The 24337-nt window shown below is 45.2% G+C and carries 19 protein-coding genes and 1 tRNA gene; 10 read left to right on the top strand and 10 right to left on the bottom strand.

Going from position 1 to position 24337, the window contains the following annotated elements; genetic code table 11:
* Positions 1-830: 830 nt before the first annotated feature.
* The 3 genes from QUA97_RS16900 to QUA97_RS16910 are packed head-to-tail and all read right to left on the bottom strand — an operon-like array spanning position 831 to position 2672.
* Positions 831-1349, bottom strand: coding sequence for a hypothetical protein (locus QUA97_RS16900; RefSeq protein WP_194069267.1), 519 nt, complete (start codon positions 1347-1349; stop codon positions 831-833).
* Between the two features lie 20 nt (positions 1350-1369).
* Positions 1370-2452 carry a ParM/StbA family protein gene (locus QUA97_RS16905; protein ID WP_194069268.1) on the bottom strand — a complete coding sequence of 361 codons (1083 nt, stop codon included), beginning with the start codon at positions 2450-2452 and terminating at the stop codon, positions 1370-1372.
* Positions 2453-2492: 40 nt separating this feature from the next.
* The gene (locus QUA97_RS16910) at positions 2493-2672 is read right to left on the bottom strand and encodes a hypothetical protein (protein ID WP_194069269.1); all 180 of its coding nucleotides are present in this window, start codon (positions 2670-2672) and stop codon (positions 2493-2495) included.
* 103 nt (positions 2673-2775) lie between these two features.
* Between QUA97_RS16910 and ftsH2 the strand changes: the two genes are divergently transcribed.
* The 5 genes from ftsH2 (at position 2776) to QUA97_RS16935 (ending at position 10615) form a co-directional block, all read left to right on the top strand.
* Positions 2776-4665, top strand: coding sequence for an ATP-dependent zinc metalloprotease FtsH2 (gene ftsH2, locus QUA97_RS16915; protein WP_194069270.1), 1890 nt, complete (start codon positions 2776-2778; stop codon positions 4663-4665).
* Positions 4666-4809: 144 nt separating this feature from the next.
* Complete coding sequence (locus tag QUA97_RS16920) at positions 4810-5187, top strand: hypothetical protein (RefSeq protein WP_194069271.1); 378 nt, start codon at positions 4810-4812, stop codon at positions 5185-5187.
* Between the two features lie 194 nt (positions 5188-5381).
* On the top strand, positions 5382-6671 hold the full coding sequence (locus tag QUA97_RS16925; RefSeq protein ID WP_194069272.1) for an aminopeptidase P N-terminal domain-containing protein: 1290 nt from the start codon (positions 5382-5384) through the stop codon (positions 6669-6671).
* Positions 6672-6815: 144 nt separating this feature from the next.
* On the top strand, positions 6816-9386 hold the full coding sequence (locus tag QUA97_RS16930; RefSeq protein ID WP_194069273.1) for a PAS domain S-box protein: 2571 nt from the start codon (positions 6816-6818) through the stop codon (positions 9384-9386).
* 8 nt (positions 9387-9394) lie between these two features.
* Positions 9395-10615 carry a hybrid sensor histidine kinase/response regulator gene (locus tag QUA97_RS16935; protein WP_194069275.1) on the top strand — a complete coding sequence of 407 codons (1221 nt, stop codon included), beginning with the start codon at positions 9395-9397 and terminating at the stop codon, positions 10613-10615.
* 7 nt (positions 10616-10622) lie between these two features.
* On the opposite strand, the gene QUA97_RS16940 is transcribed toward QUA97_RS16935, so the two are convergent.
* Positions 10623-11207: a D-glycero-alpha-D-manno-heptose-1,7-bisphosphate 7-phosphatase gene (locus QUA97_RS16940; protein WP_333195273.1), complete on the bottom strand. Its 585-nt coding sequence runs from the start codon at positions 11205-11207 to the stop codon at positions 10623-10625.
* A 598-nt stretch (positions 11208-11805) separates the two neighbouring features.
* On the bottom strand, positions 11806-12768 hold the full coding sequence (locus QUA97_RS16945) for a glycosyltransferase family 9 protein (protein ID WP_194008176.1): 963 nt from the start codon (positions 12766-12768) through the stop codon (positions 11806-11808).
* A 169-nt stretch (positions 12769-12937) separates the two neighbouring features.
* Between QUA97_RS16945 and ispD the strand changes: the two genes are divergently transcribed.
* From ispD to QUA97_RS16970, 5 genes are all read left to right on the top strand, one after another.
* Positions 12938-13621 (top strand): 2-C-methyl-D-erythritol 4-phosphate cytidylyltransferase, encoded by a 684-nt coding sequence (gene ispD / locus QUA97_RS16950; RefSeq protein WP_194070970.1) that lies wholly within the window; start codon positions 12938-12940, stop codon positions 13619-13621.
* 968 nt (positions 13622-14589) lie between these two features.
* On the top strand, positions 14590-15525 hold the full coding sequence (locus QUA97_RS16955; RefSeq protein WP_194070969.1) for a circadian clock protein KaiA: 936 nt from the start codon (positions 14590-14592) through the stop codon (positions 15523-15525).
* A gap of 167 nt (positions 15526-15692) precedes the next feature.
* Complete coding sequence (kaiB, locus tag QUA97_RS16960; protein ID WP_006632119.1) at positions 15693-16007, top strand: circadian clock protein KaiB; 315 nt, start codon at positions 15693-15695, stop codon at positions 16005-16007.
* 195 nt (positions 16008-16202) lie between these two features.
* Positions 16203-17765, top strand: coding sequence for a circadian clock protein KaiC (kaiC, locus tag QUA97_RS16965; protein WP_194070968.1), 1563 nt, complete (start codon positions 16203-16205; stop codon positions 17763-17765).
* Between the two features lie 68 nt (positions 17766-17833).
* Complete coding sequence (locus QUA97_RS16970; RefSeq protein WP_333195274.1) at positions 17834-18076, top strand: hypothetical protein; 243 nt, start codon at positions 17834-17836, stop codon at positions 18074-18076.
* A gap of 149 nt (positions 18077-18225) precedes the next feature.
* Here QUA97_RS16970 and QUA97_RS16975 read toward each other — a convergent pair.
* The 5 genes from QUA97_RS16975 to QUA97_RS16995 all read right to left on the bottom strand — a co-directional run bounded on the left by QUA97_RS16975 (position 18226) and on the right by QUA97_RS16995 (position 24264).
* A tRNA-Gly gene (locus QUA97_RS16975) sits at positions 18226-18296 on the bottom strand.
* Between the two features lie 150 nt (positions 18297-18446).
* Positions 18447-20495 (bottom strand): excinuclease ABC subunit UvrC, encoded by a 2049-nt coding sequence (gene uvrC, locus QUA97_RS16980; RefSeq protein WP_333195275.1) that lies wholly within the window; start codon positions 20493-20495, stop codon positions 18447-18449.
* Between the two features lie 116 nt (positions 20496-20611).
* Entirely contained in the window at positions 20612-21364 is a 753-nt protein-coding gene (locus QUA97_RS16985) for an amino acid ABC transporter ATP-binding protein (RefSeq protein ID WP_194070966.1), read from the bottom strand.
* 160 nt (positions 21365-21524) lie between these two features.
* A complete protein-coding gene (locus tag QUA97_RS16990; protein ID WP_333195276.1) occupies positions 21525-22721 on the bottom strand; it encodes an amino acid ABC transporter permease in 1197 nt (398 codons plus the stop codon).
* Between the two features lie 328 nt (positions 22722-23049).
* Positions 23050-24264 (bottom strand): amino acid ABC transporter permease, encoded by a 1215-nt coding sequence (locus tag QUA97_RS16995; protein WP_333195277.1) that lies wholly within the window; start codon positions 24262-24264, stop codon positions 23050-23052.
* Positions 24265-24337: the final 73 nt, after the last annotated feature.

A 24337-nucleotide genomic window follows, 5' to 3' on the forward strand; every position in this document is an offset into this window, starting at 1 on the left:
TGCTGGCACATCTTTAGATGAACTTATCTGTGCCTACTGCGCTCAATAGTGTCTCTTTTTTATTTGAAATGACTATACTATTCCGATGAAGAGAGGATTTGATATGACTAACAACTAACAACCAACCACTAATAACTAATAACCAACAACTAATAACCAACAACTAACCACTAATAACTAATAACTAATAACCAACAACTAATAACCAACAACTAATAACTAACAACTAATAACTAGGGCTTGCTGAAAAAGTCCACAAATCGAATCTAGGTGCCAAACAGCTTGAAAAATGGGAGATTCGGAGATGGGTTCCCAAATTTACTCCACAATTGTCCACCGAAATGCAAGGATTTTGAGCCGACAAAGGTCATAACGAGAGCACTTTTTTGTGTTTAAAAATCTTGAAACCCTTGGCAGTCATAACTTCTAGTTCTATTCAGCAAGCCCTAACTAACAACTAACAACTAACAACTAACAACTAACAACCAACAACCAACAACTAACAACTAACAACCAACAACCAACCACCAACAAACTAACAACTGATAACCAACAACCAACAACCAACAAACTAACAACTGATAACCAACAACCAACAACCAACAAACTAACAACTAACAACTAACAACTGATAACCAACAACTAACAACTAACAACCAACAACCCACAACTAACAAACTAACAACTAACAACTAACAACTGATAACTAATAAAAAAAAGATCGCCTTTTTTTCAAAAGAGCGATCGACTTTATTTATTCTAGTACCGACTGTCAAAAGCCGATCGCTAACATCAAATCTCAAGGCCCGATAGCCTGGTTCTACCTCATACTAGAAATCTTGCGGTAACAAAGAACTTAAACGCTCCAACAAAGGATCGGACTCCCGACGAGGAGCAACCTCAGCATCAGAAATGACATTATCATCCGCCACAGAATCAGACTTAATCGAGTCAGGCTCTACTACTTTTGAAACTGGGGCAAAAGAAACTTGAGCAAACTTACTGTTAACACTTCCCTGCAACTGATCCAACTGCGCGCCCAGTTGACTTAGGTGATGTTCCAGTCCTTCCAAACGGCTTAATTCCTCAGCAGAAACATGGCGCTCGAACTCAGCAAATTTGACCGCAAGTTCAGCTATACGCTGTTCCAAGCGCTGAAAGCTATCTGTAGAGCCAGCAGACTCAGATACAGACAAAAACTGCCACAAAGCTTGCTTGCAGAGATTGCCGAAAGTCTGATACTTCGTAAAAGCCAACTCTTTTTCAATAGCGGCCAGTAAAGTTTGATCGGCAGCATCTTCAGTAAACGCCACCGAGAAATTCGCCTTATTTTTTGCCCACAGTGCCATAGGGTTCAAGCCTTAATGCGTTACTTAATTGTGGCTAGCTGAGCCTCAGCATAAATAAACTGTCCCAAAGCATTAGCTTTCCGAGAAGGTTGAGCCAAGTGAGCCTTAAGATTGGCATCTTTGAGCAAAGGTTGGAGTACCTCCCAGAAAAACTCGCCGCCGCCGCCAGTCAGAACCACATCCGTCACCCGTTCCGGCAGCCACTGCACTAAACGTTCGGATAGTTCGTTAGCAAAAGCCTCCCGCAAATCCTTAATAATCGGATCTAAGTTAGTCGGCTTAGTCGCTCCTCTCGGACGGTAGAAACGCTCGCCTTCTGGTTTATTCACCGCTTCTAGTAAAGACAGAGATTGAGGGTCTGCCCCCGGAATTTTGGAGGCTACTTGTTCGTAGAACTTGTTCATGGCGAAAGAATCGCTCTTAGAAGCCGCCCGGGCGAACCGGAAACGATCGACCATTAACAAATCAGTAGTTTGGTGTCCGATATCGACAACAGCCACCGACAGTTCCGGTAAATCCGGCGTAAACTCCTTATTGTCTTGAGCCTCACACCAAATCAGGCTGCCGAATCCTTCCGGCATCACCCAAACGTGGCGGATGTCAATTTCCACGCGCTCACCTCGGTAGACCACCACGTGGGGAGAGCGAAGTTGGCTGATAATCTCTTCCTTTTCTTTTTCAAACTGATCCTGGGAATAAAAAGGCAAACCCAGCACTACGGCCATTTCGCCCTTCATCTGGAAATATCCAGCACAGGAAAAAACCTTAACCAAAGCATCCACTACTTTCGACTGGTCTGCGCCGCCGAGATTAGCGCCAAAGTCTGCAGCCAGTTGACCGATCGCGTATCCCTTGCCTTGGTACTCTAGCCACATATCCAACAGAGGGTCTGTGGCTTTGGACTCAAAGCTGCCGCCCCGCACCTTTTCCACTGGCATATTAGCCACGTTGGCGGGGATAAAAACAACGCTGTTTGGGTTGCGACTTACGCAAGCTTTAGTTGCAGTACGACCCAAATCAGCACTAATAATCGATTTGTGAGAAGCGATCTTAGTCTGCTGCGTCAGCATAGCCGAATTAGGAACAAGCTGTCTAGTTGTCATCGAAATGTGTTACCTCACTGAGCCTCACCATTATCATGCCTTATCCCTTGACACTGCCACGCTTAAAGACAGTGGGTTTTGAGGCGATTCTTTTAACTCTACCTATATCGGTATCGAAATCAGCACCAAACATTATATTCGGGACGATCGCCGTTGCAGTAACTAACCTAACTTTTTTTTCTAGCGATCGCGAGCCAAGGCCTGTTGCCCGATCGTGCATTGTTAAGTTAAATTTAGTTAAGATTCTGAGTGTAAAGTTTTGTCCCGCTCCGGAGGCACCGCGCTCTTACCCGATCTGTCCCCAATTCAAGGTATCCCTATTTATGAAAATTTCTTGGCGAACTATACTACTTTGGACTTTACCCGCCCTGGTAATCGGCTTTTTCTTGTGGCAGGGAGCCTTTGCCCCATCCCCAGCAGAAATGAGTAAGAACACCGCCAGCACACGCTTAAGCTACGGTCGATTCTTAGATTACTTAAACGCCGGTCGAGTTACCAGCGTTGATTTGTACGACGGAGGTCGGACGGCGATCGTCCTAGCCGTAGATCCCGAATTAGACAATCGCGAGCAGCGGTGGCGGGTGGACTTGCCATCAAATTCCCCGGAACTCGTTTCTAGGCTAAGAGACTCCCAAATCAGCTTCGACACCCATCCCCTGCGGAACGACGGCGCAGTCTGGGGACTTTTAGGCAATCTAGTATTTCCCCTCTTGTTAGTCGGAGGGCTGTTTTTCCTCTTCCGCCGCGGCGGTGGCAACGTGCCCGGAGGCCCTGGCCAAGCGATGAACTTTGGCAAATCCAAAGCACGCTTTCAAATGGAAGCTAAAACAGGCGTACTGTTCGACGACGTAGCAGGCGTAGAGGAAGCCAAAGAAGAACTTCAAGAAGTCGTAACATTCCTCAAAAAACCCGAACGCTTCACCGCAGTAGGGGCGAAGATTCCCAAAGGCGTGCTGCTAGTAGGCCCTCCCGGAACCGGTAAAACCTTGCTAGCAAAAGCGATCGCAGGGGAAGCCGGCGTGCCTTTCTTCAGCATCTCCGGTTCAGAATTTGTGGAAATGTTCGTCGGTGTCGGCGCATCCCGCGTCCGCGACTTGTTCAAAAAAGCCAAAGAAAACGCTCCTTGCATAATCTTTATCGATGAAATCGATGCAGTGGGCCGCCAGCGCGGCGCAGGCATCGGTGGCGGCAACGACGAACGGGAACAAACCCTGAACCAGTTACTGACGGAAATGGACGGTTTTGAGGGCAATACTGGGATTATCATCATTGCTGCTACAAACCGCCCCGACGTGCTCGATTCGGCGCTGCTGCGTCCGGGTCGTTTTGACCGCCAAGTTAGCGTAGATACGCCGGATATCAAAGGCCGCTTGGAAATTTTGGAAGTTCACGCGCGCAACAAGAAGCTGTCTACAGAGATTTCTTTGGATGCCATCGCCCGCCGCACTCCGGGTTTTACCGGCGCTGATTTGGCTAACTTGCTCAACGAAGCTGCTATTTTAACAGCGAGACGACGCAAAGAAGCGATTACGATGCTCGAAGTTGACGATGCAGTCGATCGCGTGGTAGCAGGTATGGAAGGCACGCCGCTGGTGGACAGCAAGAGCAAGCGCTTGATTGCTTACCACGAAATCGGCCACGCGGTCGTCGGTACTTTGATTCAAGCCCACGATCCCGTGCAAAAAGTTACCTTAGTCCCTCGCGGACAAGCTCGCGGCTTGACTTGGTTCATGCCTAGCGAAGACCAAGGTTTGATTTCTCGATCGCAAATCTTAGCCCGGATTAGCGGTGCTTTGGGCGGCCGCGCAGCCGAAGAAGTAGTTTTCGGTGATGCTGAAGTTACCACCGGTGCCGGCAACGACTTGCAGCAAGTCAGCGGTATGGCCCGCCAAATGGTTACTCGCTACGGGATGTCTACCTTGGGCCCGATCGCCCTGGAAGCTCAGCAAAGCGAAATTTTCCTCGGCCGCGACTACACGGCGCGATCGGAATATTCCGAAGAAATTGCCTCTCGGATTGACGGACAAGTCCGGGAAATTGTCGATCGCTGTTACGAAGATGCCCGCCGCATTATTCGCGAAAATCGCACTGTGGTCGATCGTTTAGTCGATTTGCTGATTGAAAAAGAAACCATCGACGGCGAAGAGTTGCGCCTGATCGTCTCTGAATATACTTTTGTTCCTGAAAAAGAACAGTACGTTCCTCAGCTTTAAAAAGTTCAAGGCGAATATTCAGGGCGAATAGAATTCGCTGATACACAAACAAAGTCCGCCTCCACGGACTGAAGAAATTCAACCCGCGCAGGCGGGTTTTGTCTGTGTAGAAGCGGTTTCAACCGCCGACTCAAAAGCAACTATATGATTAAGAATTCATCGATTTGTTTGATAGTAATTTCAACATTAATTTCCGTCAACACTTTGAGCGCCCACGCCGAAAAATTAAGATGTTTTGTAGATATTTGCATCGACCCCAGCAGCGTAGAATTAAGCAAATCGGATATTCCCGGTGCTCCTTCTTATCCCGTCAGAATTATTTTAGGCACTCAGCAGTTTAGTAACGAGAAAATGCTGGTGCAAATGGAAGTTAACTGCAATTCGCGAGAGTTTAGAACAGTCAGAATTAGCGAAGATGGCGAAAATTGGTCGAATTTCGATCCGAGATGGACTTTGGTCGATCGCACAAACTCATATTTGTCTCGGCTGGTAGACTATAGTTGTCAATTGGCGATCGAATAAGCCTAAAATATCGATCGAGAGCGAGAATCTCAGTTTGACAAAAAGCATTTGTTGTTGTAGTGCGAGCGTCCCCGTTCGCGAGCGGTACAAGACTCGCTCGCGGGATACTCACACTACAAATGCTTGGACGCTTGATGCTCCCTCTCCATACAGAGAGTTCAATCTAAAATCTAAAATCTAAAATCTAAAATCGGATGACTAACCCCAGCGAATACCGACAAAGACGCGAACATTTAATGGCAAAAATTGGCAGCGGAACCGCGATATTTCGCAGCGCCCCCGCAGCCGTCATGCACAACGATGTTGAATACAGCTACCGACAAGACAGCGATTTTTTCTACTTAACCGGTTTCAACGAAGCCCAGGCCGTAGCAGTGCTCGCACCGCATCACGAAGAACACAAATTTGTCCTCTTCGTGCAGCCAAAAGACTTGGAAAAAGAAACTTGGCACGGTTATCGCGCTGGAGTTGAAGGTGCTAAGGAGTTGTACGGCGCTGATGAAGCGTTTCCCATCGCCGAACTGGCCGAAAAATTACCTAAATATCTAGAAAAGGCCGATCGCATATACTATCACTTCGGGCGCGATCGGAATTTCGACCAAACAATCCTCAATCACTGGCAAAGATTGATGGCAACCTACCCGAAACGCGGTACAGGCCCCACAGCAATCGAAGATTCCAACATCATTTTACACCCGATGCGGCTGGTAAAAAGCGAAACAGAATTAGCATTAATGCGAAAAGCCGCTAATATCTCAGTTATCGCCCACAACCGCGCCCAAGAATTCGCCAAACCTGGCAGGTACGAATACGAAATTCAAGCAGAAATCGAACATATTTTTGGCATGAACGGTGCCACTTCCGCTTATCCTTCCATTGTCGCCTCCGGTAACAATGCCTGCGTTCTCCACTACATCGAAAACAACCGCCAAATGCAGGAAAACGATTTGCTGCTAATAGATGCCGGTTGTGCTTGCGACTACTACAACGCCGACATTACTCGCACCTTTCCCATCAGCGGCAAATTCACCGCCGAACAACAGACTATTTACGACTTAGTTTTGCAAGCACAATTGCAGGCAATCAGTCAAGTATATCCGGGAAATCCTTACAGCAAAATTCACGAAACAGCAGTGCGCGTTTTAGTTGAAGGTTTAATGGATTTAAAACTTTTAGTCGGCGACATTGAAGAGATAATTAAAGAAGAAAAATACAAGCCATTTTATATGCACCGCACCGGACATTGGCTGGGATTGGACGTACACGATGTCGGCGTTTATCAGTACGGCGAAAATTCGCAAGTTTTGCAGGCGGGACAAGTGCTGACGGTAGAACCGGGGATTTATATTTCTCCTTATATTAAACCCGTAGAAGGACAGCCGGAGATTCCTGAAAAATGGCGCGGTATTGGTGTGAGAATTGAAGATGATGTCTTGGTGACATTTGACAGCCATGAAGTCTTGACGGCGGGAGTTTCTAAATAATTGTTGACTGTTGACTGTTGACTGTTGACTGTTTGAACAATACCGATGCAACCGGAAACGATATAAGTTGGCACTGAAGGCTTGAGCTTTGTTAGTATGGGCTTGAAAAAGCTCAAGTCCGCAACTGCAAAACATAGAGCCCTTATGTGCATTGATCCCACAGCGATCGATCGACCTCTCGAAACCTGCGAAGCATTAGTAGCAGAGCAAAAAGTAAAAATTCGGCAACTCGAAGAGCATTTGCAGCAGCAGAGAGAATTGTGTCAGAAATTAGAAGCACAACTCAAAGCAGTCGAGAATGCTGCCTTTTCCGGTTCTGCAACTGAATTCGATATCACGGAGGACGATCGCACTGAGTTAATCGCATCTCTGGAAAAAAGCCAGGAAATGTACCGAACTCTGATCAAACATTATCCGAATGGCTCGGTGTTTTTGTTCGATCGCGATTTGCGCTATACTCTGGTTGACGGTCAAGGTTTGGCAGTAGTTGGTTTGTCCAAAGAACTGTTGGAAGGCAAAACATTGTGGGAAGTATCGCCACCTGAAGATTTGCCACTTTTTGAGACTACATATCGCGCGGCTTTGGCAGGAAAAGAAAATAATTTTGAATATAAATACGGCGATCGCGTTTATTCAACAACAATTGCTCCCGTCAAAAACGACCGGGAAGAAATTTTCGCAGGCATGGTCGTTACTCAAGATATTACCGAAAAGAAACAGGCAGAAATAGCGCTGGAAGAAATCAAAAATCAGCTAGAAATTAAATATAAAAAGCGCACTGAAGACTTGAAAACAGCCAACAATCAATTGCAGGAAGAAATTCTCTCTCGCTGGCGCGCCGAAAAAGCTCTGCGGGAAAGTCAGGAACAGCTAGAATTGTTTTTCTCTCAATCTTTAGATGGCTTTTTCTTTATGATGCTGGACGAACCCGTGCACTGGGACGATACAGTTGACAAAGAAAAAGTTTTGGATTACGTATTTACTCACGGGCGGGTAACGAAGGCAAATCATGCTTTGATAGCTCAATACGAAACTACTCGGGAAGAGTTGATTGGTAAAACAATTAACTTTTTTTTGTCCCACAACTTGGCTGGCTGCAAAGAGATGTTCAGGCAATTTTTTGATGCTGGCAGAATTCACATCGAAAATGACAATCGTAAGTTTGACGGGACTACAATTTCGGTGGAAGGCGACTATATTTGCATTTACGATTCTCTCGAAAGAATTGTGGGGTATTTTGGCGTGCAACGCGATATTAGCGATGCGGTGGTTGCAGCTAGACAACGCAAACAAGCTGAAGCAGCACTGAAAGAAAGTGAAGAAAGATTCCGACAGCTAGCAGAAAATATTGAAAGCGTGTTTTGGATGGTAGGCATTCAACCGCAGGAAATTATTTATATTAGTCCAGGTTACGAAAAAATTTGGGGCCGAAGCTGTGCTGAATTGTATGCTGGCGGACACTTTTTAGCGGATTCCCTCCATCCAGAAGATCGCTCTCGCGTTGTTGCTAAATTCACTAAAAAAATTGTAGCTGAAGACGAGACGGAATATCGAATTGTCCGACCGGATGGCGAAATTCGCTGGATTCGCGATCGGGCTTTTCCGATTACCAATCAAGCTGGTCAAGTTTACCGCATCGTTGGCATTGCAGAAGATATCAGCAAACAAAAACATTCAGAAAAAGTCATCCGCGAAAGTGAAGAACGCTTCCGCCAGTTAGCAGAAAATATCCAAGATTCCTTCTGGCTAATGTCTGCTGAATTCACCGATTTATTGTATCTGAGTCCAGCTTACGAACAAATCTGGGGGCGCAGCAACGAAGAATTATATGCCGAGCCCTTAAAAATGATGGAGTGGGTGCATCCAGAAGATAAACATTTGCTGCAAGAGGCAATGGGGCGAGTGTTGCAGGGCGAGTCTACCTATATCGAATATCGGATTTTTCTGCCAGACGGCACAATTCATTGGGTTTGCGATCGAGCTTTTCCTATTTACGACGAATCGGGCAATATTTACCGCATCGCTGGTATTTGTGAAGATATTAGCGATCGCAAATTGACCGAGGCCCGCATCCAAGCAGCACTCCGCGAAAAAGAAGTATTGCTGAAAGAAATTCACCACCGAGTCAAAAATAATATGCAGGTAGTTTCCAGCCTGCTGCAATTACAAGCTCAATATATTGAAGACGAACCGACGCTAGCTTTATTTGAAGAAAGTCAGACCCGCATCCATTCAATGGCTTTGATTCACGAGCAACTTTATCAATCCGACAATCTCGATCGGATCGATCTCCTGCCCTACGTTGAAACTTTGCTTGCTAATTTGTATCAATGTTTTGGTTACGGCAATACATCCATCCAATTCAATCTCAACGTTGACCCAATTTCTTTAAATATAGAAACAGCAATTCCTTGCGGTTTGATTATTAACGAACTGGTTTCTAACTCGTTGAAATACGCCTTTACCGAAAGTTTGGCCGGTGAAATTAATATTAATTTTCATCGTGACACAACTTCTCAGCAATTTCACTTAAGTATTCAAGACAACGGCAGGGGATTCCCTGCAGGTTTTAACATAGAACATACCGAAACTTTAGGATTGCGATTAGTGCGGATGTTGACCAACCAATTAGATGGAACTCTTGTGATTGACAGTAAGTGCGGAACTTGTTACGATATTAGTTTCGCTGAGTTGTCTTATCGACAGCGCATTTAAAAAATAATATGAACCCTATAAAGATTTTGGTGGTCGAAGACGAAGTGATTGTCGCCGAAGACATAGCAGGCAGGTTGAAAAAACTGGGTTATATAGTAACAGCTACGGTTGTTTCAGGGGAAGAAGCACTGGAAAAAGTCGCCGAAGAACGGCCAGACTTAGTGCTGATGGATATCGTGCTTAAAGGTAATATGGATGGTATAACAACAGCCGAACAAATCAGAACCAAGGTAGATGTACCAACAGTATTTTTAACAGCTTATGCCGACGAGAAAACGCTGCAAAGAGCGAAACTTACAAACCCATTTGGTTATATTATCAAACCATTTCAACAACATGATTTACGGGTGGCGATCGAGATTGCCCTGCACCGACACGAAATCGAAGCTAAGATGCGAGCTTCTCTCAAAGCTTCGGAAGCAACGAGAGAGTGCGTGGAAGAAAAGTCGTACCGCCAAAACCAGTATATTTCAATGGCTGCTCACGAATTGCGGAATCCGCTCAACGCAATTTTAATCTCTGCAGAACTCCTACAGCTCGATCGCGATCGTAGCAATGATGAAGCCCAAGTCAGAACCCTGCGGCTGGTGAACTCAGCTACAAAAAAAATGAACCAGCTAATCGACGATATGCTGTTCATGGGCCGAGCAGAATCAGGTAAACTCAAATCCCATCCATTACCGATAAATTTAGTCGAATTTTGTCAAGATTTGCTGGCTCAACTGCAGTTAGGAAATGAAGCCAAGCACAAACTAAAATTCATCCCGTCTGACGTTACCAGCGCGATTTTAGATCAACAATTGTTGCACTGTATTATTTCTAACTTAATTGTCAACGCCATCAAATATTCCCCAAGCGGCGGTCAAGTCAGCTTGGAATTGCAATACAGTCAAGCAGGAGATGGAGACAAAGAACCTATCTTTTGTTTTTCTCGTGAGTGTTTATTTTCTAATTCTCAATCTACACATATTAACTATCCCTTACTAATTATCCGCATCCAAGACGAAGGTATAGGCATCCCCGAAACCGAAGTAGAAAAAATATTTGAAATGTTTTACCGCTGCAAAAATACTGGAAATATTAAAGGTAACGGTTTGGGATTAACCATTGTCAAAAAAGCTGTGGATTTGCAAGGAGGTGCCATTTGCTGTGAAAGCAAAATCGGCGTTGGTACTAACTTTACAGTCGTGCTTCCCTATGTAGCTCTTTCTTCAAAAAGTCATATATAAGACTTATCTAATCATCAAAATGTTGCAAAATCCACTCAACCGCCACTGCTAAATTGGCTGCAATAAAATCCGGTTTAGTATGGTGCTGATACTCGCCGCTCAAAACGCTTTCGCCGTAACCAGTCTGCACTAAAATACCAGTACAACCGGCATTGTGAGCCATATCCACATCAGTCGCTTTGTCTCCCACCATAAAACTATTCGGTAAATCCAAATTGTGTTCCCAAGCGGCGGCTACCAACATTCCCGTATTCGGTTTTCGCCAAGTAGTATATCGTGTAAATTCTGAGTTTGTTCCACCTTCGGCTGCGCTCAAATAAGGGCAGTAATAAAGAGCGTCTAAGCTCGCTCCCCCTTCATTTTTTAATAGTTGACAAAGGCATTTGTGCAAAGCTTCAACGTGGCTAACTGGATAATAACCTCTGGCGGGACCGGATTGATTGGAAACCAGACAGCAAAATATTTTGTGGTCATTTAAACGGCGTACAGCTTTAGCTATTCCTGGGATTAAATGCAAATCTTCTACTTGGTGAATGTAGCCCGCTTCGATGTTGAGAACGCCATCTCTGTCCAGAAATACTGCTCGTTTCATGTAATTGTAATTGATAATATTATAGGAATCCTATCATAAGCTGTTGTGGAAATAAACATTGTATATTTTGATGACAATCAAAAATTGTCAAATCCTCTCCCCCTCTCCCCTTCTCCCCTGATCCCCATCGGACCCTCAATCGCCATACACAATATATATGAGCAACAGCTTATCCGCTCGATTAACCCCACGTTTACACAGGTTCGTAGTGCGAACTGAAGTAGGCTCTTGTTGCCGACTGAAGTCCGCACTACAAACGGGGTAATCTACCGGATACGATCTCGTACATTTCCGATTCCTCGAAACCGGATTTTTTTATCTAATATGCGGATGAAGAACAAGTATTTTCGTGACAAAATCAGGTTTTTGAACAAAAAAAACGGATACCGTGCCACCTTGACTCCTGATTGGAAAGAGTACAGTTTTAGACTTTTGTTCAATATCCAAAATTGCTCTGGGAGTCAATCTAAAATCTAAAATCTAAAATCGACAGACTGCCCGTGCGTCCAAGAGTGAGTTTGTCAGACCGGGTTTTGTACAAGAATGTTGTAAATAATAAATAATTTTTGTACAAAACCCGCCCTCTTCTCAAACAAAGCTAGCCGCCCCAAACCTTCTTCAAAACCTCTTGAGGAGAAATGTCAGCCATTTTACCAGTAGGAGATTTTATGCCCAAAAATCGATCGCCCGGTGGCAGCAATTTTGCAGGTTCAGTCGGGCCGAACAAAGCTATTGTATAAGTTTGAACCGCTACAGCTAAGTGCATCGGCGCACTGTCGGTACACATCATCAAATTAGCAGCAGCAATAGTGGCGGCTAATTTGCCGATATCATCCGGCGAGATAACTTTTACCTTCGGACAAAGTTCGACTAACTTGTTTACGAAGGCTGCATCTTCGGGGCCTTTCACAACAACAACGGGCAAATTAGGCTGCCGTTGCTGACAGTCTTCGATGATTTGTCTCCAGTTGTCTGTAGGGTAAATTTTGTCAATACCTTTAGACAGGGCTAGCTGACTGGAACCGCCGTGAATCAGAATGTAACCGCTTTCTTTTACACCTAACCGCTGCTGTTCGGCTTCTGCCCACTGAATATCCTGTTTTGGTACATTAATTGCCAGGGGCGGACAAGGATTTTTAATGTTGAATCCTTGCAGCAAATCGTGATACATTGAGGCAGCGTACTGGTCAGTTTTTAGAGGTACGGCATCGGTGAGAAATCGAGCGCCGTTGGTTCCTAAATAGCCAACTCTCTGCGGAATGCCGGTCAGCCACAGCAGAAGTCCTACAGTCCACCGCTGGCCGAGGGAAACAACTGCTTCGTATTCGCGATCGCGAATTACGCCCAGTAAATTGCCCAAATCTGCCATAGCGTTGCGGTCTTTGAAATTGTACGTCAAGACTTCTTTGACGGACTTGCAGACTCGGTAAGCGCCCTTTGCCCTCGGTTCCACGATGACATCAATCTGAGAGTCTGGATAAGACTGCTTGAGGTCGTCAAGGGTGGGGAAAAATAAAATTTGGTCGCCAATCCCGCCAGGGACAAGTGCTAGTATTCGCATCATAAACGATCGGGCTATTATCTATCTAGGTAGCTCTCAGCTATCGGTCTTCCACTATCAGCTTATAGTATTTTTAGACTTTAAAAGCTACTGGCTGACAGCTAAACAACTGACCCAAAAGTACAGGACGCTTTTAATATATACCTAGTTGGTAAAGAAGGGTTAGTTAATGCACTTATTGATTGCGGCGGCCGGTTCGGGGCGGCGGATGGGGAGTCAGCGGAATAAACTGCTGCTGAATTTGCTCTCTAAACCTTTGCTGAGTTGGACTTTGGCTGCTGCTGAAGCTTCGCGGCAGATTAGTTGGATCGGCATCATGGGACAGCCTGACGATTTTCCAGATTTTAAGGCAATTCTGGTCGATTTAGCTTTGGTGAAGCCTGTGGAACTGATTCTAGGAGGGGCTACCAGGCAAGAGTCAGTTTACAACGGTTTGCAGGCTTTGCCACCAAATGCCGATCGAGTGTTGATTCACGACGGGGCTAGGTGTTTGGCAACTCCTGAATTGTTCGATCGCTCGGCAGAAGCTCTGTTGGGCTGTCCGGGCTTGATTGTCGCCGTCCCGGTCAAGGATACCATTAAGGTGGTGGACGAGTCTAGGATTGTGCGAGACACGCCGGACAGAAGCAATTTGTGGGCGGCCCAGACTCCCCAAGGATTTGAAGTGAAATTATTAAAGCAGTGTCACGAACAAGGGCGACAAAAGGGTTGGGAAGTTACAGACGATGCCGCTTTGTTTGAAAAATGCGGTTTAGCCGTGCGAATTGTTGAGGGAGAAGAGACAAATTTGAAGGTGACAACGCCCGTTGATTTGAGCGTAGCAGAATTCATTTTGCGCCAAAGATTCGGATAAATTATCTTCAACAAACTTCCCGTACGGGTTTTGTCAAAAAAGAAGCGGTTCAAACTGCCGCTTCTTCTTTCATAAACCTGTTTTTTAGCTTTTTTATTCACCCAAAAACGGATAGCGTCGTGGAAAGAGCGAAATTTTAGACAAGAATTCCAATTCCCGTGATTCACCCAGCAGCAAGTAAATCTCAAATCGAAACATGGAAAATCTCAAATTGAGTGAGGTTTTTTACGAGGAATAATTAGAGAATTTTTTGCTAGTTATTTTTGATGACGCGAAGGCGTTTCTTGTTTTTTGGGATCATCTTTAGTTTGGCAAAAAGCATTTTTTTATGATAGTGCTGTCCCTGAAAACCTAGCCGTACAACACTCGATGAGGAGAGAACACTATAGCGGTTATCAAAAAAGTGAGGAGAGCCTCATGCCCTATGCCCGATACCCGATGCCCTATGCCCTATGCCCTCATCTTTCTGAAAAAGGCTATATATATGCAAAACACAGATACTCCCCATTTGTTCAATCAGATTTGTACTGCTTTTTTTCATCTCTTAAATGCTTGACATGATACTTATTTTAGGAGGGTTAAATCAGCCCTGCCTAATTTAGCGGTATAAAAATAAAATCAGGATCGGAGCGAACAGCGTTTGACCGACATTTGCCCCTTCGCGACGCAAAGCCAAGGTTTTTTTGCGCCAAGTAACCAAACTCTAGACTATTTCTAGATGAGTTTGCTTGTATGGCGGTAGCAACTAAGCGACACTGTAGGTAGCAAGTCAGTCCCTGTAAGGTCTGAAGGCATCTAAAAACGGTGTTTTGCTAGACCGTTCCTAGAGAGTGCCTGCTAAATGGCTGAAAGTATTGATAGTTCGTTAGGTTTTCGATGAGTTTTTAAATGTTAAGTTTTTTGTAAAGGAGATATCAACTCTGAGCGATCCAGCACTTTCGGGCACCACCGGTGTTTCACCTACAGCTTTGCTTCCTCAACTGTCGATCGGTATTTTTGTCCGCTCACAGGAACTCGCAGGCTCGGCGATCGAGCTTTTGAGGGGCGATCGCTATGCTTTAACCCATATCAAGTCGGCGGTGGAGTTTTTGGGATTTCTGAAGCACAGTTACCACCTCGATTGTTTGGTTGTTGAGGTAGATGGAACTCGGCGCGAACTCCTCAGCAAGCTGCAAGAACGATCGCTCTTTTTGCCTGCTGTGATTTTTTTGCCCCAGCCCGGGGAGCATGAAATACCCGAAGCACCACTTTCAGATAGTTTTGAGACGCAGCCCAGTAATGCCGACAAGAGTCAAGATCAAAGTTGTACTTTTTTTTACCACCCTGCGGAGGTGCAACTGCCGATCGCCCGATCGAGCGAAATAACTGCAGCTATCGATCGGGCGATCGGGCAATTTCTCAAACTTTCAACTTTAGTTCCTCTCAACGAGCAATCCGCAAAAGTCGATCCGACAACCCTATTGACTGCTCAAAGTTTACTAAGCCGACAGCAGCGCCGACTTGCGGAAAAATTACGGGAGCGATTAGGATACTTAGGTGTGTATTATAAAAGAAATTCCCAGATTTTTTTGCGAAATCTGTCTGAGTCAGACAAGCAAAAGTTCTTGGAGCAACTCAAGTCAAGTTATCGCGACATCGTTTTGCATTATTTTTCTGAAGATACTGCCGTCAACAATCAAATAGATGAATTTGTCAATTTGGCTTTTTTTGCTGACGTTCCCGTTACTCAAATTGTAGAAATTCATATGGAGTTGATGGAGGAGTTTGCTAAACAGCTAAAATTAGAAGGGCGCAGCGAGGAAATATTGCTCGATTACCGCTTGACTCTGATTGACGCGATCGCTCATCTGTGCGAAATGTACAGGCGATCGATTCCAAAAGAGACATCTAAACCTAGAGAGTAGAAGGAAGAAAGCAGAAGCTAAAATTTACCAAAATAGAAAGGATAAGACGTTCGATAGGGCGATCGGAAAGCAGCAATTATTATAAAATAACAAAGAACAGCAGACTTAACACAAATAACAACTACAACTAACATCTGACAACTCATACTCAACATCTATAAAAGTTCATGAGTCCTCTCAAAAAAACCTACGTTCTCAAGCTCTATGTTGCTGGAAATACTCCCAACTCAGTGCGAGCTTTGAAAACCCTAAAGGACATCCTAGAACAAGAGTTTCAAGGAGTGTACGCCCTGAAAGTCATAGACGTTCTCAAAAATCCTCAACTCGCAGAAGAGGACAAAATTTTGGCAACCCCGACTCTGGCGAAAATCCTGCCGCCCCCGGTGCGAAAAATTATTGGCGATTTGTCCGATCGCGAGAAAGTTCTGATAGGATTAGATTTGCTCTATGAAGAACTCCGCGAAGAAGACCTGAATTCATAAGACGATCGGGTGACAGTCATTAGTCAGCAGTGATTAGTTATTAGTTATGGGAGCATCTCATTTTTGTAAAAAGCATTTTTTTGTTATAGAACTGTCCCCGTTCGCACGGGTTATATAAGCCAGTACGAACGCGGACACCACTAGAAAAGTTAATGATTCACAACTAAAGAATACTGAGAGTTCACAAAAATCCATATGAATGAAATTATTCAAACAGTACAACCAGAAAAAAATGTAACTGCAGGAGTTCAAAAAATTCGCACGATGATTGAAGGTTTTGACGACATCAGTCACGGCGGAATGCCAGTCGGCAGAACCACCCTAGTCAGCGGCACATCAGGAACAGGAAAAACTTTATTTGCCGTACAATTTATCTATAACGGAATCACCCATTTTGACGAACCGGGAGTCCTCGTAACTTTTGAAGAATCACCAACAGATATTATTAAAAATGCGTGCAGTTTCGGTTGGAATCTCGCAAAATTAATCGATGAAGGCAAGCTATTTATTTTGGACGCTTCCCCCGACCCAGAAGGTCAGGATATCGTGGGAAATTTTGATTTATCAGCCTTAATCGAACGAATTCAATACGCCATTCGCAAGTACAAAGCCAAGCGCGTTTCTATAGATTCAGTGACAGCAGTATTTCAGCAGTACGACGCTGCATCGGTAGTGCGCCGAGAAATTTTTCGCTTAGTTGCGCGCCTCAAACAAGTAGGTGCAACTACAGTTATGACTACCGAAAGGCTGGAAGAATACGGCCCTGTGGCCCGATTTGGAGTGGAAGAATTTGTATCGGATAATGTAGTAATTGTTCGCAACGTTTTAGAAGGAGAACGCCGCCGCCGCACAATGGAAATTTTGAAGTTGCGCGGTACAACTCACATGAAAGGCGAATATCCTTTTACTATGACTAATGACGGCATTAATATTTTCCCATTGGGAGCGATGCGATTAACTCAAAAGTCTTCTAACGTGCGGGTTTCTTCCGGCGATAAAACTCTCGACGAGATGTGCGGCGGCGGTTTCTTTAAAGACTCGATTATTTTAGCTACTGGTGCAACGGGAACCGGCAAAACCCTGTTGGTAAGCAAGTTCTTGCAAAATGCTTGCATGAACGGCAATCGGGCGCTGCTTTTTGCCTATGAAGAATCGCGGGCTCAGTTGTTCCGCAATGCTTATTCTTGGGGCATTGATTTTGAAGAAATGGAACAGAAAGGACTGCTAAAACTGCTGTGTACTTACCCGGAATCTGCGGGTTTGGAAGACCACTTGCAGACGATTAAATCAGAAATTGCGGAATTCAAACCTTCTCGAATTGCTATTGACTCGCTGTCGGCCTTAGCTAGGGGTGTCAGCAATAATGCTTTTAGGCAATTTGTGATTGGGGTAACGGGTTTTGCGAAGCAGGAAGAAATCACTGGCTTTTTTACAAATACCAGCGATCAGTTTATGGGTTCTCATTCGATTACTGACTCCCATATTTCTACGATTACTGACACGATTATCATGCTGCAGTATGTAGAAATTCGCGGGGAAATGTCGCGGGCAATTAATGTGTTTAAAATGCGCGGTTCGTGGCACGACAAAGGGATTCGGGAATATACGATTACTGAACGGGGGCCGCAAATTAAAGATTCGTTCCGCGGCTACGAACGGGTGATCAGCGGTTCTCCGACTCGGATTGCCATTAATGAGAAGAGTGAGTTATCGCGGATTATTCAGGGGGTACAGGGCCCAGATGATGACGATATTTAATAGCAAACAGTCGGTTTTAGGGTGCTCTTAGCAAACACTATTATAGCTGTTGTTGAGAAACTCATACCATGTACGATCGATTGACAATGACGAAATTGGTTCGTAGTGCGGAATGCGAGTCCGTTCTTGGGTTGCGGACTCCAGGATGCACGCGCGATCGGGAAGCAAATCAAAATGTGGCTCCGACCGACGCGGATTTTCCAGAGCCGGCAGACTTGCTCAACCAGTTGAAAGGGCGGCGCAAAAAGTCAAAGGCCGACTTGGCAGATATGGAAGCTGTGCTGGACTTATTGGCAGGGCTAGGGAGTTGATTGTCTCCAAATTGTCTCCAAATTGTCTCCAAATTTGTCTCCAGATAGCCCGTTTTGTCTCCAAAGACTCCTTGTACGGTCACATACGCTAAGCCCTAGAAACGCGAAAACCCTTGATTTCTCAAGGGTTCTAGCCATTTATCTTGGTAAGCGGGCAGCGGGAATCGAACCCGCATAGTTAGCTTGGAAGGCTAAAGTTTTACCACTAAACTATGCCCGCACACAGAATCCAAATATAACACAAGCTTCTAAAAATTGCAATAGGCCTGTGCAAAATTTTTTAAGTTGTCCCTCCCAAGGGCTAAATCGGGACTTGGAGCCCGATCGCCCAATCAGCTAAAAATCTCCCTTTCCCAGGCTACCAAAGGCTTTACGGGTGGAAATAATCGTAGACTTGCTGCGCCAGACGCGGGCCAATCCCAGAAACTTCTGCCAACTGTTCGGGAGTCGCTAAACGCAGATAGTCGATCGACCGAAAATGCGCTAACAACAGTTTTTGCCGGTGGTGTCCCAATCCCGGAATATCATCAAGGCGCGATCGCTTCATTCTCTGACTTCTTTGATCCCGGTGAAAACTCACAGCAAATCTGTGCGCCTCATCCCGCACCCGCCGCAATAATTGTACCCCTGGCTGCTCAGAATTAGTGGGCAGCGGCAAAGATTCCCCCGGCAAAAATATCTCCTCTCGCTGCTTAGCCAAACTGACAACCCGCAACTCATCTAGCAAATTCATCTCCCGCAAAACAGCCACAACTGCTGACAGTTGACCTTTGCCACCATCTATCATAATCAAATCCGGTTTGTCAGAAATAGTATGAGAAACCGAAGATAAACTACTGACTTCTTGCCGCAATCCTAAATTACTCAATTCATTTTCATTACTTTGAGCCGTTAAATCCTGTACATTGTTCGTTGCCGAACTTTCTTTTTCCTGATTCTTTCGGAATCTCCTGCCGATCACTTCTGCTAAACTCGCAAAATCGTCAGAATGACCCGATTTAATTTCAGGATTCTTAATTTTGTAATGGCGGTAGTGTTGGTTTGCAGGCAAACCGTCAATAAATACGACGCGGGAAGCTACAGCGTCAGAACCTTGAATGTGAGAAATATCGTAACCTTCAATTCGGTGCGGGATTTCCGGCAAATCGAGAATTTCTGCTAAATCTTCCATTGCTTGAGAATTGCGATCGCCCAATCTCTGCATTCTCGCCAATTCATACTCAGCATTGCGTTCCACCATCTCAATCAACTCCGCCTTAGTTTGGCGCTGCGGAGTCACAATTGTCACTTTTCGTCCTTTACGATTGCTCAACCAATCTGCTAATATTTCCGCTTCTGGCAATTCGTACTGCACTGAAATTTCGCTGGGAATTTCTACAGATTCGACATTTTGATAATGTTCCTCCAACACCCGCTGCAAAATTGCTCCCGGTTCCACCCCCGCTTCCCCACCTTCGCAAAGAGGGGAGGAAACAGAAAGTTGAGACAACTCTTGCCCCCCATTGGTAAGGGGCGGTTGGGAGGGTATTTCTGCAATAAATCCCAGTCTTCCGACTAATTGGCCGGCACGAATCTGGAATAATTGAACGCAAGCGTGCTGAGTGCCGGCTGCAAGGGCGATCGCATCTCTAGAAACCGTATCATCGGGTAAAGACACTTTTTGACCAGCACTCAAAGACTGCAAACCCTTAATTTGATCTCGGATCCGCGCCGCAGTTTCAAAGTTTAAATCTTCCGCTGCTTTTTCCATTTGCGGTTCCAGAATGTCCAGCAACTCCTGAGTCCTTCCCTGAAAAATCATCGCTACCTTTTGGATAATTTTGCGGTATTCTTCCGGCGAAGTTAGCCCTTGACAAACGCCGACGCAGCGGCCGATGTCGTAGTTCAAACAGGGACGGTCTTTAAACAGCGGCTGAGGGCGCTGTCGCAGGGGAAAAATCCGCTTGATTAAATGCAGCGTACTCCGCAGCGCCCCTGTATCGACGTAGGGGCCGTAGTAGCGGTCTTTTGCACTGCTGGCGCGACGTTTACGGGTGATGAAAATGCGCGGGTATTCTTCCGACCAAGTTATGCACAAATAGGGATATTTTTTATCGTCCTTAAGGAGGACATTAAAGTAAGGTTGGTGCTGTTTTACAAGGTTTGCTTCTAATGCTAAAGCTTCCGCTTCTGTGTCGGTGGCGATGAATTCGATTTCCCGCACTTGCTGTACCATCATCGCGATGCGGGGACTGAGGTTTTGGCTTTCGCGGAAGTAGGAACGGACGCGATTTCGCAGTTTTTTTGATTTACCGATGTAAAGGATGCGATCGCTCTCGTCTCGCATTAAGTATACACCAGGAACCGCCGGAATTTCTTTGAGGCGACTTTCTAGGCGTTCCGAGTCTTTAACTAACGGCAGAGTTTTTGTGGATGGCATTGCAAGCTATCTCAGCAAAATAGAGACTGATTGTACACTTTTTTATTTTACCTTAATTCTGTCTTTTTTTACGGCTGCTACCGCCGCCAAATTCACCGATTAAACTTGAAAATTAGTTACAATATCTGAGATAAAAACTTGCGGGTGCGTTCTTCCTTCGGATTCTGAAAAAACTCTTCCGGCCCGGCTTCTTCCACTAAAACGCCGCCGTCCATCAATACAATGCGATCCGCTACTTCGCGCGCAAATCCGACTTCGTGAGTTACTACTACCATTGTAATTCCAGTTTCCGCCAAATTTCGCATCACATCTAAAACTTCTCGCACCATTTCTGGATCTAATGCTGATGTTGGTTCGTCAAAAAGCATAATTTTAGGCTGCATTGCTAAAGAACGTGCAATTGCTACCCGTTGCTGCTGTCCGCCAGATAGCTGTCCGGGATATTTTTGTGCTTGTTCCAAAATTCCCACTCTTTCTAACAGTTGCATTGCTGCTTCTTCGGCTTTTTTCTTGGGCCAGCGGCGCACCCATACGGGCGCTAGCATGACGTTTTGTAAGACTGATAGGTGGGGAAACAGGTTGAATTGTTGAAATACCATTCCTACTTCCCGGCGAATTGTCTCGATGTTCCGCAAGTCGTGGGAAAGTTCGATTCCGTCGATCGTTATTTTACCTTGCTGATATGCTTCTAAGGCGTTGAAAGTACGAATAAATGTGGATTTTCCCGAACCGGACGGGCCCATTATGACGACGACTTCGCCTCGGTTTACGTTCATGCTAACGCCTCGCAGTACGTGAAATTTTCCGTACCATTTATGGACATTTTCTGCTACGATTACTGTTTCGGGATTTGTGGATTGAGTTTCCATGTTTGTTTTATTTGTTAACCGCTGATTAACGCTGATGAACGCTGATAGAAATTCCTGTAGAAAACTTGTCTAATAACCAATAACCAATAACCAGTAACCAGTAACCAATAACCAGTAACCAGTAACCAATAACCAATAACCAACAACTAATAACCAACAACTAATAACTTTTTTCGAGACTGCGTTCTAGTTTGCGGCTAGCTAATGACATTGAATAGCAAAATACCCAATAAATTAGGCCGACGAATATGTAAACTTCGGCGTACCTGCCGATGTATGATGGATTTGCTAAAATTGCGCGGGATATTCCGATTAATTCTAACATTCCAAATAGGGCAAGTAGGGATGTATCCATGAATAATCCGATGAATTGACCGCCGATCGCCGGAATGACTGTTCGCAACGCTTGGGGTAGTACAATGAGAATTGTCAGTAGCGGTGTGTTTAGCCCGATCGCCCTTGCCGCTTCTATTTGTCCCCTGGGTACGGCTTGCAAGCCCCCGCGCACGTTTTCTGCCAAGTATGCCGCACTGAATAATGTTAATCCCGCGATCGCCCTTACGACTCTATCTAATTTGGGATATTCCGGCGGCAAGAATAATTGCAGCATCACTTGACCTAAAAACAAAATGCCAATTAATGGCAAACCGCGAACGATTTCAATATATAATGTTGAAAGCAGTTTGACGACGGGCAAAGAACTTTGTCTCCCCAAGGCTAGCAATACTCCCAAGGGAAAGGAAAGCACAATACTAATTATTGCTAAAAACAGCGTCAACACTAAACCGCCCCAATCATTTGTCGAGACTTCTCTCAAACCTAACCCGCCTTTAATTAGCCACAAAATCAGCGGGAAGGATAAAGCCCAAATTCCTGGCATCCAACCCATGATTTTAGGGTTGACTTGTCTGGCGGTGACGTAGCCGACGATGGCTGCGATAATAATTCCTAAGAGGTAGAAGCGAGAGGTTTGGTCGATCGGCGAAATTAGCGCACCGACAACCGCAGCAGCGAGTAAAATCAATGTAGGCGCATTCCAAAGTCGTTCTTCCCGCTGAATATTTCCCCAAGTCAAGCCTCCCAACAAAGCAATTATTCCCGCCACTATCCACAGCCGCCAGTAGGATTCGCTGGGAAATCTGCCCGCAAAAAATAGCGGCAAGTTGGCTTCTAATACCCGCCACTGAGCTTTTGTTGTAGCCCAAACGATAATTCCTTTGATAGTTTGGAAACCGACAATCAGACAAACTACTGTAAAAATGCAGTTGTACCAGGTACTAAATAGGTTTTTGCGCGCCCAATTCCAAGGTGTGGGCGATTCGGTGGGGGGAGGCGGTAGTACGGGGGTTTTTTCCATAATTCTTGAGTGGTTAGTCGTTAATTTCTAATTGCACTTATATCTAGCCTTTTTCAGTAACATTAGATGCTAGGAGTGGGCATTGGGCGGAGCGAAGCGGAGGGATTGGGCGAGCGCGAAGCGGAGGGATTGGTCATTGGGCAAACCTCATTTTATTGAGAACAGCTATACTAACATTTCTAAAGTTTTTACGGCTTTCTAGTTTCTGTTCGTTCGCAAACAAATTAGCAGTTTCAGAATAACTTAATTTAAATGTTTTCAAGACGCTGCTTAAACTGAAGTCACTGTAAGCCATTTGATTTGCCTTATTGTTACCAGAATTAAATTTTTATCTTTCCTTGAGTTGTACGGTTCGATTGTACCAATTCATGAATAGAGAAACTATTAAACTAATTGTCAGGTATGTTACCATGATAATTAGCATTGCTTCGATCGCCCGACCGGTCTGATTCAAAGTCGGAGAACCCACTACAAAGTAAACATCGGGATAAGCAACCGCCACAGCTAAACTTGAATTCTTAGCTAAATTTAAATACTGACTGGTTAAAGGCGGCACTATCACCCGCAAGGCTTGCGGCAAAATTACCATCCGCATCGCGGTTCCCGATTTTAGTCCCAAAGATTTTGCTGCTTCCCACTGACCTCGCGATACTGACTGAATTCCGGCGCGGACAATTTCTGCAATATAACTCCCAGTATACAAGCTCAGTCCTGTTACTAAGGCTGCAAATTCTGGAGTTATTTTTAATCCTCCTTGGAGTTGCAATGCTGGTGTCAGGCGGGGGAAATCTAGGCGCAAAGGCAGATTTTTGGTGATAATTAAAGCTACGATCGCACTTAGCCCGATCGCACCTGCCGCCCAAAATAACTGTCTTCCCGGCTTCGCTGTTTCCAGCATCACCCGCCCCCGCCACATCCACAGCCCCGCCGCAGCCAAAACTCCGACAGTTAATAAAATCAACCAAATCTCAAAACCGGGCAAAGGTGCAGGCCAAGGTACAGCAATGCCGCGATTTGTCAAGTAAATCGGCTCTTTCATCTGCGGGTTATCTTCCAGTTTTGGCAGGGAAATGAACACTGCAAAATACCAGAAAAATAATTGCAGCAATAAGGGCGTGTTTCGCAGAATTTCTACGTACAAAGCAGCCAAGTTTCGCAGCAACCAGTTGTCGGAAAGGCGCGCAATTCCTACCGTCACGCCCGCAATTGTTGTGAAAACAATCCCCAGACCCATTACCCGCAGCGAGTTGACTAAACCGACAAAATAAGCTTGTCTGTAGGTGTTTTCGGGACTGTAGGGAATTACGCTTTCGCCGATATCGAAGGATGCTTGGGAATTGAGAAAGTCAAATCCAAATTCAATCCCTAGTTGCGCGTAATTGGCGCTGATATTGTCCCAAAAAATGGCGATTACAGTTATTACTAAAATTAGGGCGATCGCCTGTCCGACTATTTTCCACAAGCGATCGTCTCGCAGCAGTGTTGATAACTCTTGAAATTTGGATGATTTCTTGGAGTGGCCCGGTTGAGGTTCTGTATTCATAATTTTTTAATGTAGAGCGAACTAGACTTGAATTGCATAAATCTTTGATTGATAGATCTACCGCAGGTGCAAG

Origin of the sequence: Microcoleus sp. CZ3-B2 (genome assembly GCF_036705055.1) — a bacterium.
GTDB lineage: Bacteria > Cyanobacteriota > Cyanobacteriia > Cyanobacteriales > Microcoleaceae > Microcoleus.

Excerpts from the sequence above, each read along its gene's own strand:
- QUA97_RS16900 (WP_194069267.1), bottom strand. The coding sequence starts at position 1,349 with ATGGCACTGTGGGCAAAAAATAAGGCGAATTTCTCGGTGGCGTTTACT.
- QUA97_RS16905 (WP_194069268.1), bottom strand. The coding sequence starts at position 2,452 with ATGACAACTAGACAGCTTGTTCCTAATTCGGCTATGCTGACGCAGCAG.
- QUA97_RS16910 (WP_194069269.1), bottom strand. The coding sequence starts at position 2,672 with ATGCACGATCGGGCAACAGGCCTTGGCTCGCGATCGCTAGAAAAAAAA.
- ftsH2 (WP_194069270.1), top strand. The coding sequence starts at position 2,776 with ATGAAAATTTCTTGGCGAACTATACTACTTTGGACTTTACCCGCCCTG.
- QUA97_RS16920 (WP_194069271.1), top strand. The coding sequence starts at position 4,810 with ATGATTAAGAATTCATCGATTTGTTTGATAGTAATTTCAACATTAATT.
- QUA97_RS16925 (WP_194069272.1), top strand. The coding sequence starts at position 5,382 with ATGACTAACCCCAGCGAATACCGACAAAGACGCGAACATTTAATGGCA.
- QUA97_RS16930 (WP_194069273.1), top strand. The coding sequence starts at position 6,816 with ATGTGCATTGATCCCACAGCGATCGATCGACCTCTCGAAACCTGCGAA.
- QUA97_RS16935 (WP_194069275.1), top strand. The coding sequence starts at position 9,395 with ATGAACCCTATAAAGATTTTGGTGGTCGAAGACGAAGTGATTGTCGCC.
- QUA97_RS16940 (WP_333195273.1), bottom strand. The coding sequence starts at position 11,207 with ATGAAACGAGCAGTATTTCTGGACAGAGATGGCGTTCTCAACATCGAA.
- QUA97_RS16945 (WP_194008176.1), bottom strand. The coding sequence starts at position 12,768 with ATGCGAATACTAGCACTTGTCCCTGGCGGGATTGGCGACCAAATTTTA.
- ispD (WP_194070970.1), top strand. The coding sequence starts at position 12,938 with ATGCACTTATTGATTGCGGCGGCCGGTTCGGGGCGGCGGATGGGGAGT.
- kaiB (WP_006632119.1), top strand. The coding sequence starts at position 15,693 with ATGAGTCCTCTCAAAAAAACCTACGTTCTCAAGCTCTATGTTGCTGGA.
- kaiC (WP_194070968.1), top strand. The coding sequence starts at position 16,203 with ATGAATGAAATTATTCAAACAGTACAACCAGAAAAAAATGTAACTGCA.
- QUA97_RS16970 (WP_333195274.1), top strand. The coding sequence starts at position 17,834 with ATGTACGATCGATTGACAATGACGAAATTGGTTCGTAGTGCGGAATGC.
- uvrC (WP_333195275.1), bottom strand. The coding sequence starts at position 20,495 with ATGCCATCCACAAAAACTCTGCCGTTAGTTAAAGACTCGGAACGCCTA.
- QUA97_RS16985 (WP_194070966.1), bottom strand. The coding sequence starts at position 21,364 with ATGGAAACTCAATCCACAAATCCCGAAACAGTAATCGTAGCAGAAAAT.
- QUA97_RS16990 (WP_333195276.1), bottom strand. The coding sequence starts at position 22,721 with ATGGAAAAAACCCCCGTACTACCGCCTCCCCCCACCGAATCGCCCACA.
- QUA97_RS16995 (WP_333195277.1), bottom strand. The coding sequence starts at position 24,264 with ATGAATACAGAACCTCAACCGGGCCACTCCAAGAAATCATCCAAATTT.